A 13,553-nucleotide genomic window follows, 5' to 3' on the forward strand; every position below is an offset into this window, starting at 1 on the left:
CCCACGATGACCGTTCCCACCAGCCGGCACACCGCGACCACGGCGACCGCGGTCGGCGTACCGCCGCACGCCTGGCTGTCGGCCCGGCTCTCGCTGTACCTGCGCCGGGCTCCCGAGACCATCGACCCGACCGTGCCGCTCGCCGAGTACGGCATGGACTCGGTGGCCGCGCTGAGCCTGTGCGGAGACCTGGAGGACGAGTTCGGCCTGGAGGTGGAGCCGACGCTGCTGTGGGACCACCCGACCGTGGAGAGCCTGGTCCGTCACCTGTCGGCCGTCCTCGCCGCCACCGATCCGTCCGCGCGGGACCAGCGCTGATGGGGGACATCGCCATCGTCGGCATCGACTGCGCGTTCCCCGGGGCGGCGGGCGTGCAGGCGTACTGGGACCTGCTGCTGCGGGGCGGGGCCGCGATCGGCCCCGTCCCCGGACAGCGCTGGGAAGCGGAGGACTTCCCCGCTGTCAGCGGCAGCGGCGGCTTCCTCGGCGACGTCGATGTCTTCGACAGCGACTTCTTCTCCGTCACCCCGCGCGAGGCCGCCGCGATGGACCCGCACCAGCGGCTGCTGCTGCCCTGCGCCTGGCGCGCCCTGGAGGACTCCGGCCGCGCCCCCGGCGAACTCGCCGGCACCGAGACCGGCGTGTTCGTCGGGATGATGGGCGGCGAGTGGGGCCGCCTCACCATGAGCGACCTCGCGCGCGTCACCCCGCTCCTCGGCGCCGGCAGCAGCGCCGGGATGGCAGCCAACCGGATCTCGTACCACTTCAACTTCACAGGGCCGAGCCTCGCCGTCGACACCGCCTGCTCCTCCTCGCTCGTCGCCGTGCACCTCGCCGCCACCTCCCTGCTGGCCGGGGAGTGCGACACCGCCCTCGCCGGCGGCGTCAACATCGTGCTGTCGCCCTCCCTGGGCATGGTCTACGGACAGCTCGGCCTGGCCGCCGCCGACGGCCGCTGCAAGCCCTTCAGCGCCGACGCCGACGGCATCGGCCGCAGCGACGGCGTCGGCCTGGTCGTGCTGCGCAGGCTCGACGACGCAGTTGCCGACGGGCAGCGGATCTACGCCGTGCTGCGCGGCAGCGCCGTCAACCAGGACGGCCGCAGCAACGGGGTCATCGCCCCCAACCGCTGGTCGCAGCAACGGGTGCTGAACTCCGCGTACCGGCGGGCCGGTGTCACCCCGGACCACGTCGCGTTCGTGGAGGGGCACGGCACCGGGACCGTACTCGGCGACGCCATCGAGTGCGCGGCGCTCGGCGCGGTGCACGGGGTCCCCCGCGACACCCCGTGCGCGCTCGGCTCCGTCAAGGGCAACCTCGGCCACACCGAGGGCGCGGCGGGCATCGCCGGACTCATCAAGACCGCGCTGGCCCTGCACCACCGCATCGTCCCCGCCAGCCTCTTCGCCGACCGGGAGAACCCGCAGCTGCGGCTCGCCGACCGGGGCCTGCGGCTGCTGAAGTCCCCGATGCGGCTGCCGCGCGGCGAGAGCCTCGCCGGGGTGAGCAGCTTCGGCATGGGCGGTACCAACGCCCACGCGATCCTGGGCACGGCGCCCCGGCTCCGCCGGACCGCTGCCGCCGCCCGGGCCCGTACGGGCAGCGCCCGCGGGCCGGTCGGCGTGTTCACCGTCAGCGGCGACACCCCCGAGGCGCTGCGCCGCAACCTCGCCGCCCAGGCCGACGCGGTCGCCAGGCGGCCGCGCGGCGGCGCCGCGGCCCTGTGCTGGAGCAGCAACCGCGTCAAGACCGGCCTGCCGCACCGGTTCGCGCTCACCGTGCGCGACACCGACGAGCTGGTCGACGAACTGCGCCGGGCCGCCGCCCAGGACGGCGCCGGGAACGCCGGCCGCCCGTGGGGGCGACCGGTCGTGGCCTTCCTCTTCACCGGACAGGGCACCGAGTACCCCGGCATGACGGCGCAGCTCCACCACGAGTCGCAGGCCTACCGCCGTCATCTCGCCGAGGCCGACGAGGCCCTCGCCGGACCCCTGGGCACCTCGGTGCGCGAACTGATCCTCGGCGGCGACGAGCGGGTGCACCGGCCGGAGTTCGCGCAGCCCGCCCTGTTCGCCGTCGGCTACGCCCTGGCCCGCACCCTCACCTCGCTCGGTATCGCCCCGGCCGCCGTGCTCGGCCACAGCCTGGGCGAGTACGCGGCGGCCGTGACCGCGGGCGCCCTCGGCCTGGAGGAGGCCGCCCGCCTGGTCGTCCGGCGCGGCGCGCTGATCGGCGAACTGCCCCGGGGCGGCGGCATGATCGCCGCCGCCACCGGACCCGAGGAGCTCGCCGGGATCCTGGCGACGGAGCCGGAGGCCGTCGTGGCCGTGCTGAACGGCCCCGCGGACACCGTGGTCTCCGGGCCCCTGGACGTCCTGGCGAGGATCGGCAAGGAGCTGACCGGGCGCGGCGTACGGGTCAGGGAGCTGCCCGTCTCCCACGCCTTCCACTCGGTCCTGATGGCCCCGGCCGCAGCCGGGCTGCGTACCGCCGAGGTGCGGTGCGCGACGCCCGCGCTGCCCGTGGCCTCGACCCGGTACGGCCGGATGCTGCACCACGAGCCCATGGACGCCGGCTATTGGGCCGACCAGATCGAGGAGCCCGTGCTCATGGACACCGCGCTGGGAGCGCTCGCCTCGGACATCGCCCCCACCCATCTGATCGAGATCGGTCCGCGCACCCAGCTGCTGCAGATCGCCGCCCGGGGCGGGCGGGCGCCGGGGGCCGAGTTCCTGCACCCCGCCCCGGGCCCCGAGGCGACCGGCCGGGACCTGGCCGAGACGGTCGCCGCGCTGCACCGCTGCGGACTCGACCCGCTCTGGGAGGAGCTGTACGCCCCAGAGCACCGCGTCGTCGAGCCGCTGAGCCCGTACGTCTTCTCCTCGGCCCAGCGCTACTGGGACCGGCGGACGCCGCCGCCCGCCGCCCCGCTCCCGGCTCCGGCCGAGGAGCGTCGGCCGGAGGGCGCGCCTGAGCGGCGGTCCTCCGAGGCCGCGCCCGCCACCGCCCGCGACGCCACCGCCCGCGACGCCGGCGACCCGGTGCTGCTCGCGGTGGTCGAGGCGGTCACCGAGGTCGGCGGATACCCGCCGGAGCGCGTGGTGCGCGAGGCCCGGTTCCACGAGGACCTCGGCTTCGACTCCGTGATGATCATGCAGCTCAAGAACCGGGTGGAGGCCCGGCTGCCACGCGTCGGCGAGGTGTCCGTCCAGCAGATGCTGCCCGCGCTGAACTCCGTCGGCTCGCTGTCCGAGTTCCTCGGCGACCTGATCACGGCGAGGTCGGCATGACGGGCCCCGCCGTCTACCTCGCGGCCACCGGTACGGCGCTGCCCGGCGACCCGGTGGACAACACCGCGCTCGGCCGGCTGCTGGGCGTGAGCGAAGAGTGGATCGACGTCTTCGTCGGCACCCGGACCCGGCACTTCGGCTGGGACCCGGAGACCGGGGAGGTCCGCGGCTCGCTGGCCGACCTGTGCGCCGAGGCCGGAGCGCAGGCCATCGACGCCTCCGGGCTCGACCCCGCCGACATGGAGTTCCTGGTACTCGCGACCGCGACCCCCGACCTGCTGCTGCCGACCACCGCGAGCGAGGTCGCCGACCGGCTGGGCCTGGGCCATCTGCCCGTCTTCCAGCTCCAGTCGGGCTGTTCCGGCGCGATCCAGGCCCTCGACCTCGGCCGCACGCTGATCACCGGCGGCCGCCGGGCCGGCCTGATCCTCGGCGGGGACGTCACGCACCGCTTCCTGTCGCCGCGGGGGGACACCGCCCGGATGCCCACCGAGGAACTGGTCAACTACGTCCTGTTCGGCGACGGCGCCGGAGCCGCGGTCCTCACCGACGAGCCCGAGGGCGAGCGGGTGGCCGTACGGGCGGTGCTGAACTCCTGGACCGGGCAGGGCCGTCCGCCCGGCCAGGTGCTCGACTGGTACGGGACCACTGACCGCCACTCGGAGCGGCGGATGCTCGCCGAGGACTACAAGGCGATCGAGGAGCACGTGCCGTCGATCTCCGTGGAGATCCTCTGGGAGCTGCTCGGCGGACTCGGCTGGAGCCTGGACGACATCGGCTACCTGCTGCCGCCCCAGCTGTCCCGGCGGATGACCGCCCGGATCCTGGAGCGGCTGCCGGTCACCTCCGCGCGGGAGATCTCCTGCGTCTCGGAGACCGGCAACACGGGAAACGCCCTGCCGTTCCTGCAACTCGACCGGCTGCTGCCGACGTTCGCCACCGGAGAGCGCGCACTCGCGCTGTGCGTGGAGTCCAGCAGGTGGATCAGAGCCGGGTTCGCCCTGGAGAAGGTGTGAGGCGTCGATGACGACGGGACTGGACCGGCTGCGCGACCTGCGCACGCGGGGCCTGCTGGAGAAGGAGTACGACCAGGTGCCGGCGCTGCTCGCCGACGAGAGCGGACCGGGCGGCGCGGGCACGCCCGCGGGCGCCGCCGCCGGGGCCGCGGCCGGGCGGCTGCTCGCCGGGCTCGACCCCGACGCCGTGCTGGCCCACCATCCGCGGACACCGGTCGTGACGGTGGCCGTCACAGGCCAGTCCACGGTCGGGCACGTCGTCGATCCCCTCACGGGTGAACTGGCCCGCCACGGACTGCTGTTGCGTCCCGTCCTCGGCGAGCACGGCACCTATCTGCGCGACCTGACCGGGCCCGGCGGTGACCTGCGGGAGGCAGCACCGGATCTGACGCTGTGCCTGCTCGACGCGGAGACCGTGTTCAGCGAGGTCCCCGCGGTGTGGCGGGCCGAGGACGTCGAAGCGGCGGGCGAGGAGGTGCTGCGCCGGTGCGCCGCTCTCGCGGACCGCGCCCCCGGCACCCTCGTGCTCAACACCGTCCCGCTGCCGCGCGCCTACAGCCACCAGCTCCTCGACCACCGCTCCCGGGCCCTGCTCGGCGCCGTGTGGCGCGAGTTCAACGCCCGCCTGCTGCGCCTCACCGGGTCCGCCACCCGCCTCGTGGTGATCGACCTCGAACCGCTGGTCGGCGAGGGCGGGCCGGTCACCGACCAGCGCCTGGCGCGCTACGCCAAGGTGCAGCTCGGCGCTGAACTCCTCGCCGCGTACGCCCGCGAGGTCGCGCACCTGGCGCGCGCCCTGCGCGGAATGACCCGCAAGTGCCTGGTGCTCGACCTCGACAACACCCTGTGGGACGGGGTGCTCGGCGAGCGGGGACCCGACGGCGTCGCGGCGGCCGGCACCTTGCGGGGAGAGGCCTTCGGAGCATTCCAGAAGTGCGTCAAACAGCTCGGATCCCAAGGCGTGCTCCTCGCGGTGAGCAGCAAGAACGACGAGGGCCCGGTCCTCGCGGCACTGCGCGGCCATCCCGACCTCGTGCTGCGCGAGGAGGACTTCGTACGGATCAACGCCAACTGGGAGCCAAAGGACGGCAATCTCGCCGACATCGCGGACCGGCTGGACATCGCCACCGACGCCCTCGTCTTCGCCGACGACTCGCCCGCCGAGCGCGCCCAGGTGCGCTTCGGCGCGCCCGAGGTGGCCGTCGTACCGCTCGACGAGGAGCCCGCGCTGCACGTGACCCGGCTTCTCGCGGACGGCTGGTTCGACACCCTGCGGCTGACCGACGAGGACCGGGCCAGGACCGGCGAGTACCACAGGCAGCGCGAACGCCGGGACCTGCACGAGAGCTCGGGCTCGCACGAGGAGTTCCTGCGGGCCCTCGGGGTCAGGGTGGACCTCGGCCCGCCCCGGCCCCACGAGTTCGCCAGACTGTCCCAGCTGACCCTGCGCACCAACCAGTTCAACCTCACCGGCGGGGGACACCAGGAGTCCGAGCTGGTGTCGCTCGCCGCCGACCCGGACCGGCACCTGCTGCTGGCCGCCCGCACCGCGGACCGGTTCGGCGACAACGGCTTGGTCGGAGCGGTGCTGGGGACCTTCGCCGACGGGGCGCTGCACCTGGACAACATGTGGCTGAGCTGCCGTGTGCTCGCCCGCGGCGTCGAACAGGCCTGCCTCGCCGTGCTGCTGGGCCGGGCCCGCGACCTCGGGCTGTCCGCGGTGACGGCCCGGTACGTACCCACGGCGCGCAACCACCGCGTCCGTGACCTCTATCCGTCCTGCGGCTTCACGCGGGCCCGGTCCCGTGCGGCCGGGGACGGGGCGGTGGAGTTCCACCACGATCTGGCGCGGGTGCCCGACGTCCCCGGCCACGTACACATCACCGAATCCTTTGGGGGAAGGCCGGCGGATGAACCTCGATAGCGTCGACACGTTCCTGCGGACGGTCCGCGACGACCTCGGCCTGGAACTCGACATCCCCGCGGGCGCGGACACCGCTCTGGTGAACCTGCCCGGCTGGGACTCACTCAACCTGCTCCGGCTGCTGGCCCTCCTGGAGGAGTCGGGCCACCGGGTGCCGGTGCACCGTCTGCTGGAGGCGCACAGCCTCCGGGACATCCACACGCTGGTGAAGGAGTACGGATGACCGCCCCGGGCAGCCCCACGCTCGGCCCGCCGCTCGGTGCGCCCGTCGCCGTGGTCCCGGGAGGGGACTCGTGGGACCGGGTCAGGGACGACCTCGCCACCCACGGGACGGCGCTGGCCTACGCGTGGCTGAAGGACCTGGAGCCCGTCCTGCCGTCCGGCGACGGCCTGCGCGAACTGCTCGGCCGCGACTGGACGCGGTACCTCGACCTGACGCACGCCGACGTGCGCAACCGGTACATCGCCTCCCGGATGCTGCTGAAGTACGCGGCCGGTGCGGTGCTCGCCAGCGAACCCGCCGACCTGGAACTGGCCTACGGGCCGACCGGCCGCCCGTACCTGCGCGGCTGCGACCAGATCGACATCAGCCTCAGCCACACCGAGGACCTGCTCCTCGTGGGGCTGACGACCTGCGGCCTGATCGGGGTGGACGCGGAGCGCGCCGACCGCGAGATGTACGGCAGCGGTCTGGGCCGCCACATCTGCACGCCCTACGAGCTGGTGCTGCTGTCCGGGATGCCGGAGGAGGAGCGCAACGGCGCGCTCGTGCGGCTGTGGACCCTCAAGGAGGCCTACAGCAAGGCCATCGGCCAGGGCATGCAGTTCCGCTTCACCGAGTTCGGCTTCGGTCCCGACGGCAGGCCCGTACGGGTCCAGCGGCCGGACGGGACGGCGGGCACCGGGGACGAGTGGATCTTCCGGACCTTCCCGCTGGACGGGGGCTACGTCGTCAGCGCCGCGGTCTACGACGCGGGCTTCGGCCGGCTCCAGGACGCCCATGTCACGACGATGCTGGACCAGGACTGCGTGGACGCGATCACGGAGGCGCTGGAGGAGGACCCGGGGCGATGACCGCCGCCGGGTTCAAGCGCCTGGGGAGCCGGACACCACGGAACGTCAGGTTAAGGAGGACGCCGCCGTACCGCCGGAGAGTATCTCCTGACGCGCGGCGTTGTAGCCGGCCTGGAAGCGGCTGGTGGCTTCCAGCTCCTCGGTGATCTCGGCGATGTGGCGGCGGCAGGTGCGCACCGACATGCCGAGCCGCCGGGCGACCATCTCGTCCTTGTAGCCCTTGGTCATCAGCCGGATGATCGACCACTTGAGCTCGTCGGAGGAGGCGGGGGACCGTTGGGACTCCACGACGTACGGGGACGCGCCGTCCCACAGGTACTCGAAGACGGAGCACAGGAACGCCACGAGCGTGGGCTCGCGCACGATCGCCGCCCCGGGCGCGCGGTCCCGGGAGGATCGTTCCGGCAGGAAGGCCACCTCCCGGTCGTAGATGATCAGTCTGTCGATGACCTCGTCGGCGGTGCGGATCTCCGCGCCCTGGAGGCTCACGTCGCGGACGTACGAGCGGGTGGGCAGGTCGTTGCGCGCGGTGTGCTGGTAGATGGTCCGGATCCGGACGCCGCGCGCCAGGGTGGACAGTGCCGACTCCCGCGCCTCTTCCAGCAGTTCCGCGGGGCGTGCGCCGCCGGGCTGGACGGTGAGCAGCTCGCTCTTGCAGTTCTGGCTCAGGTGGTTGAGCATCGCCTGGATCCGGTTGACATCGGTGATGATGTCGAAGGCCTCCAGGCGGTTGCGCAGCCGGCGCCCCTCGAAGTAGAGCGGCGTCAGGGACAGCAGCTTCGCCCGGACGTCGGTCACCGCCTGCTGCAGTTCCCTGATGTGCCGCTCCGCGGGAGCCACCAGGGACGCGGCCGCCACATCGGGTGTGACAGGGGTCAGTTCGGACGGATGCCCCGGCATGGACTGCAGCAGGCGTACCCCGCACAGCACCTGCTCCACCCGCGCGATCTCCGCGGGTGTCAGCGACAGCTCCTCGGCGATCTTCTCGCGTACGAAGCGCCCGCACTCGACCGCGAGACCGTACGCCGCTGCGCTGAGGTCATCAAGCTCGGCGAACCCCGAATCCGGGCCCTCCCCTGCGAACATGCCAGCCCCCACTGATCGGTGTAATTGCTGCCACGTAACTTTACGCCAGCGTGAGGCCCTTGGCGCGAATGATCGATATCAAGCACTCTATTCGCATCACCAGGGACGCCAAAGCCGGAAAAATCGGGCGAAGGCGTGCTGACGGAGTTAATCTCGATCTTCGACTGGGGGAGTCGTGAGGGTAATTTCCGGTAAATTCTCTTCGGTTTACTTGACCTTACTGACGGGTATGGTCATGTCTGTTTTGGGGGTGCAGTTCATGTCGGGCCCGGTTCTGCCGAGCACATCCGCTCTGTCCGTCGGAGTCAGCGGGCCCGACGGGGCCGGCCAGGGGTTCACCGCAGCACCGGAGGACGACCGGTGGGGATGAGGGAACCCCGCGCGTGATCCGGTTCAGCAAGCGCTCCCCGCATGGTGGATGGGGGGAGCGCTTCGCGCTGTCCGGGCCCCGGCGCCCGCCGGCCGCGCGGCCGGCACGGCGATGGCGCTGAGCAGTACGCCGTCGTCCGCCGACCAGCGGCCGCTGAACGCGGCGGGCCCGTCCGGCGAGAGCCACCCGGGGTCCGGCAGCAGCCGGGCGCGGAACGTTTCCAGCCCCGCGTCCACGGTGACCAGGGCGTCGGTGAAGTCCAGCTCCTGACCCGTGAGCGGGAACCACGTCTTGTAGACCGCCTCCTTCATGCTGAAGAGCAGCCGGTCCCACGCGACCTCCGGCACCGCCCGGGCCAGCTCCCGCGTGCGGCGCAGCTCCTGGGGCAGTGCGATCGACTCCAGCACCCCGTCCGGCAGCGGAGCGTTCGGCTCCGCGTCGATGCCCACCGCGGTGAACTCCGAGGCGCGGGCCAGGGCCACGCCCCGGTAGCCCGCGCAGTGCGTCATGGACCCCACCAGCGAGGCGTCCCACTGCGGGACCCCGCGCCGCCCCGGCACCACGGGCGCCGCGGGCACCCCGAGGGTCCCCATCGCGCGTCGGGCGCACCACCGCACGGTCCCGAACTCCGCCCGCCGCTTCGGAACGGCGTTGCTGATCAGGCGTTCCTCCTCCGGGAAGAGGAACACCTCGTCGGGGTCGACGGTGGACTCGGCGGTGGCGACATCCGATGGCAGGAGCTTCGTGAGCACGGCATTCCCTCGGGGTCGATGTGTCGGTCTGACAGCTCCCACGCTGCCGCCGCCGCCCCTGCCCGGGCCAGGGACGAAGGCCCGGCCCGCCCGGATCGGCCGCCGCGCACCCGGTTTCCTCCCAGGCCACTGCCATCCGCCGCCCCCGCCGGCCGCCTCCTGCCGGGAGGCTGGCACCGCCCCCGCCGGCATTGCCATCCGCCTGTCATGCGCCGGGGTCCGTGCCTCCACCGGCGGTTGAGGGGATGGGCAGGGGTGTTCACCGCGAGGTCCGTCGCCCATCCTCACGGAATGCCGCACGGAAACCTCATGGGCATCAGCGACCTCCACGTCTCATTCCGGGAGAATCGCCGGATCGTCGAGGAGCTGAATCCGGACAGTCCCCACGACTGGCTGATCGTGGCCGGTGACGTGGGCGAGTCTCCCGATGATCTTCGATGGGTGCTCGGCCTGCTCACCAGCCGCTACGCCACCGTGGTGTGGGCGCCGGGAAATCATGATCTTTGGACCCTGCGGGACGATCCGGTGCCATTGCGCGGAGAGGCGCGCTACCGGCACCTCGTCGAGATCTGCCGCTCCTTCGGCGTGCACACTCCGGAGGATCCTTACCCCGTCTGGTCGGGGGCGGGCGGACCGCTCGTCGTCGCCCCCCTCTTCCTCCTGTACGACTACACCTTCCGCACTCCCGGGGCGGCCACCCAGGAGCAGGCGCTGGAGCAGGCCTACGAGGCCGGAGTGGTGTGCACCGACGAGTTCATGCTGCACCCCGACCCGTACCCGTCCCGTGAGGCTTGGTGCCGGGCCCGGGTCGCGGTCACCGAACAGCGCCTCGCCGCCTGCGACCCGGACCTGCGCATGGTGCTCGTCAATCACTTTCCGCTGGTCAGGAACCCGACGCAGATCCTGAGGCACCCCGAGTTCGCCCAGTGGTGCGGCACCGAGCTCACCGCCGACTGGCACACCCGGTTCCGGGCGGCGGCCGTCGTCTACGGCCACCTCCACATCCCCCGCACCACCTGGTACGACGGCGTGCGCTTCGAGGAGGTGTCCGTGGGTTACCCGCGGGAATGGCGCAGGCCGGGCCACCCGCGCGACGTACCGCGCCGGATCTTCCCCGGCGGTACGGCCGGGGATTGATGTCTGGCAACTTCCGGACACCGTGGGGGCGGGATTTCGAGCCTATACTGATCTTGAATTCCCGCTCAAGCAATGCTCGACCATCCCTCTTTCCGATTTTCGCGGTCCTTCCCGGAACGCACGGAAAAGGGACACTGGGGGACCCTATGGTGTTGTTCCGGCGTGCCGAGGAACTATCTCTGTCAAACGCATTGCTCGACGGCTGTGCCGAAGGGAATGCCGGATTACTATTGCTCGAAGGCGCGGTCGGCTGCGGGAAGAGTGAATTCCTGGAGACCGTCGCCGCCCATGCCGAAGCCCGCGGCGCGACGGTCCTGCGCGCCATCGGCACCGCGGCCGAACGGGGCCATCCGCTGGGCGTCCTGCGCCAGCTGGCCGCCGACGCGCCGACCGGCGCCCTCCCGCCGCCTCCGGACGAGGCGGGGCGGGTCGAGGCCATGCAGGTGTTCGCCGCCGCCGTCCGTGAACTGAGCGCCGCCGCACCCGTGGTGATCTGCGTCGACGACCTGCACCACGTCGACGAGCTCTCCAGCCGCTACCTGCTGCACCTGGCGCGCGGCACCCGGCAGGCCAGGGTCCTCCTGGTGTTCGCCGAGTCCGTGCACGAACGCGGCGACGACCCGCTGCTGCGCACCGAACTGCTCCGGCTGCCCCACTTCGTACGGCTGCGGCTCGAACGGTTCACCGCCGAGGCCGTCCGCGCCATGCTGCCGGACCGCACCGAGGCGGAGACCGAGCGGCTGCACCGGGCCAGCGGCGGAAACCCGCTGCTGCTGCGGTCCCTACTCCAGGACCCCCAGGGCCGTCCGGGCGACGCCTACGCCCAGGCCGTGCTCGCCTGCCTGCACCGCTGCGGGCCCGCCACCACCGAACTGGCCGAGGCGATCGCCGTGCTCGACGGCCTCGCCGGCGCCGCGCACCTCGCACGGCTGACGGGCACCCCCGAAGCCGCCGCCGCCCGGGCCCTGGCCGCGCTCGACGCCGCGGGCCTGCTCGCCGACGACGGCGGGCACGGGTTCCGTCACCCGGCTGCGCGGGCCGCCGTACTCGACCGGATGGACCCGGCCGCCCGCCAGGCCCTGCACCGGGAGGCCGCCCTGCTGGCCCGGGCCTCGGGCGCGCCCGACATGGCGGTCGCCGACCAACTCCTCGGCGCACGGCACACCTGCGAGGAATGGGCCCTGCCCGTGCTGCGCTCCGCCGCGGACCAGTACGTCGCCGACGGAGCCCTCGAACAGGCCGCGGCCGTCCTGCAACTCGCCCGGGAAGCCAGCCCCGATGACGCGCGGCGCGCCGAACTCGCCGTCAAACTCAGCGTCGTGGCCGGCCGCACCGACCCCGCGGCAGCCGAACGCCACCTCCGCGAACCCCTCTCCGCCCTGGCCGCCGGAAAGCTGGCAGCGCACACCATGGGCCCGCTGGCCAGGGTGCTGGCCGCCCAGGGCCGGATCGACGAGTCGGCCGACGTACTGGAACGGCTGGCGGCCGGCAGCGGGCGGCACCCGGGTGCGGAGCGCAGGCAGGGGGACATCCCCGGGGACGACCCGCTGGACGGACTCTCCGCCTTCCCCCAGTGGGCGGCCTCCACCCGCCGCTGCACACCGGCCGAGGCCGGACCGCCCCCGGCCGGCCGTACGGCCAGGACCCCCGTCCACCCGGCGGCCCTGTGGGCGCTCCCGGTGGAGACGGAGGAGGGCGCCGCCGCCCATGCCGCCGAACTCTTCCTCCGGGGCGCCACCCTCGCCGAAGGCACCGTGGAGCCGGTGGTGCAGGCCCTGCGCACCCTCCTGTACCTGGACGGCGCCGGGCGGGCGCTGCCCTGGTGCGAGTCCTTCCTGCTCCAGGCGACCCAGCGCGGGGCCACCGGCTGGCAGGCCGTGTTCGGCGGCCTGCTCGCCGAGGCCCGGATGCGGCAGGGAGACCTCCGGGGCGCGGCCCAGACCGCGGAAGGCGTCCTGCGGACCGTACCCGCACGCGGCGGCAGCGTCCTGCTGAGCGCGGTCGCCGGCACCCTGGTCCGGGCCTGCACGGCCATGGGCCGGCCCGAGGAGGCGGCGGCCGTACTGAGCCGGCCCGTCCCCGCCGAGCTGACCGGGAGCATCCACGCTCTCGGATACCTCCGCGCGCGGGGCCAGTACGCCCTCGCGACCAGCCGGTTCCACGCGGCGCTCGGCGACTTCCTGGACGTCGGCCGCCACATGAAGCGGTGGGGCCTGGACCGGCCGCGGCTCCTGCCCTGGCGCACCGACGCGGCGGAGGCCCTGCTGAGGCTCGGCGAGGCACGCCAGGCCGAACGGTTCCTCGCGGACCAGCTCAGCGGCCGGGACGCCGCGGACCCGTGGGTGCGCGGCATGTCCCTGCGGCTGCGGGCCTCCCTGCGGGAGCCGAAGGAGCGCCAGGCGATGCTCGCCAAGGCGGTGGACGATCTGCACCGCTCGGGGGACCAGTACGAACTGGCCCGTGCCATGAGCGACTTCGGCCAGGTGCTGCGGGAGCTCGGCGAACCGGCACGCGCCGCCATGGTCAACCGCCGCGCGTGGCACGTGGCCAGGGAGTGCGGAGCCGAGTCCCTGTGCGTGAAGATCCTCCCCGGCCACACCGGTGACGGCGTCGAGGCGGGCGAGACGGCCGAGACCCCGCACGCCGACCTCGTCGCGAGTCTCAGCGAGTCGGAGAAGCGGGTCGCCCTGCTCGCGGTGCACGGCCACACCAACCGTGAGATCGCCCAGAAGCTCTACATCACCGTGAGCACGGTGGAACAGCACCTGACCCGGGTCTACCGCAAGCTGGAGATCCCCGGCCGGCAGGCGCTCCCGGTCGACTTCCACCTGGGCGTCGCCGAGTTCGTCTGAGTCCGGGCCCGGGTCGGGGCCCGGACTCGGGTCGGGGTCCGGGCCCGGTCCC

The 13,553-nt window shown here is 73.2% G+C and carries 10 protein-coding genes; 8 read left to right on the plus strand and 2 right to left on the minus strand.

The genetic code is table 11. The annotated features are described in order from the left end of the window. Nucleotides 1–6 precede the first annotated feature (6 nt). From OG429_RS30005 to OG429_RS30030, 6 genes are read left to right on the plus strand one after another with little or no spacing between them, the layout of a single operon-like run. Nucleotides 7–318 (plus strand): acyl carrier protein, encoded by a 312-nt coding sequence (locus OG429_RS30005; RefSeq protein ID WP_328928370.1) that lies wholly within the window; start codon nucleotides 7–9, stop codon nucleotides 316–318. Beyond that, nucleotides 318–3,290: a type I polyketide synthase gene (locus OG429_RS30010; RefSeq protein WP_328928371.1), complete on the plus strand. Its 2,973-nt coding sequence runs from the start codon at nucleotides 318–320 to the stop codon at nucleotides 3,288–3,290. The genes OG429_RS30005 and OG429_RS30010 overlap by 1 nt, the downstream gene beginning before the upstream one ends. Next, a complete protein-coding gene (locus OG429_RS30015) occupies nucleotides 3,287–4,306 on the plus strand; it encodes a 3-oxoacyl-ACP synthase III family protein (protein WP_328928372.1) in 1,020 nt (339 codons plus the stop codon). The genes OG429_RS30010 and OG429_RS30015 overlap by 4 nt, the downstream gene beginning before the upstream one ends. A 7-nt stretch (nucleotides 4,307–4,313) precedes the next feature. Beyond that, the gene (locus tag OG429_RS30020) at nucleotides 4,314–6,230 is read left to right on the plus strand and encodes an HAD-IIIC family phosphatase (protein ID WP_328928373.1); all 1,917 of its coding nucleotides are present in this window, start codon (nucleotides 4,314–4,316) and stop codon (nucleotides 6,228–6,230) included. Then, entirely contained in the window at nucleotides 6,217–6,453 is a 237-nt protein-coding gene (locus OG429_RS30025) for a phosphopantetheine-binding protein (protein WP_328928374.1), read from the plus strand. The genes OG429_RS30020 and OG429_RS30025 overlap by 14 nt, the downstream gene beginning before the upstream one ends. Beyond that, the gene (locus tag OG429_RS30030) at nucleotides 6,450–7,304 is read left to right on the plus strand and encodes a 4'-phosphopantetheinyl transferase family protein (protein WP_328928375.1); all 855 of its coding nucleotides are present in this window, start codon (nucleotides 6,450–6,452) and stop codon (nucleotides 7,302–7,304) included. Before OG429_RS30025 ends, OG429_RS30030 begins: the two co-directional genes overlap by 4 nt. Nucleotides 7,305–7,349: 45 nt before the next feature. Here OG429_RS30030 and OG429_RS30035 read toward each other — a convergent pair whose 3' ends face one another. Beyond that, nucleotides 7,350–8,390 (minus strand): LuxR C-terminal-related transcriptional regulator, encoded by a 1,041-nt coding sequence (locus OG429_RS30035; protein ID WP_328928376.1) that lies wholly within the window; start codon nucleotides 8,388–8,390, stop codon nucleotides 7,350–7,352. Nucleotides 8,391–8,783: 393 nt separating this feature from the next. Then, nucleotides 8,784–9,512 carry a 4'-phosphopantetheinyl transferase family protein gene (locus tag OG429_RS30040; protein WP_328928377.1) on the minus strand — a complete coding sequence of 243 codons (729 nt, stop codon included), beginning with the start codon at nucleotides 9,510–9,512 and terminating at the stop codon, nucleotides 8,784–8,786. Nucleotides 9,513–9,803: 291 nt separating this feature from the next. Here OG429_RS30040 and OG429_RS30045 point away from each other — a divergent pair, with 291 nt between their 5' ends. Continuing rightward, nucleotides 9,804–10,649, plus strand: coding sequence for a metallophosphoesterase family protein (locus OG429_RS30045; protein WP_328928378.1), 846 nt, complete (start codon nucleotides 9,804–9,806; stop codon nucleotides 10,647–10,649). Between the two features lie 146 nt (nucleotides 10,650–10,795). Next, nucleotides 10,796–13,501, plus strand: coding sequence for a helix-turn-helix transcriptional regulator (locus tag OG429_RS30050; protein ID WP_328928379.1), 2,706 nt, complete (start codon nucleotides 10,796–10,798; stop codon nucleotides 13,499–13,501). Nucleotides 13,502–13,553 lie beyond the last annotated feature (52 nt).

Source organism: Streptomyces sp. NBC_00190, assembly GCF_036203305.1.
Classification (GTDB): Bacteria; Actinomycetota; Actinomycetes; order Streptomycetales; family Streptomycetaceae; genus Streptomyces.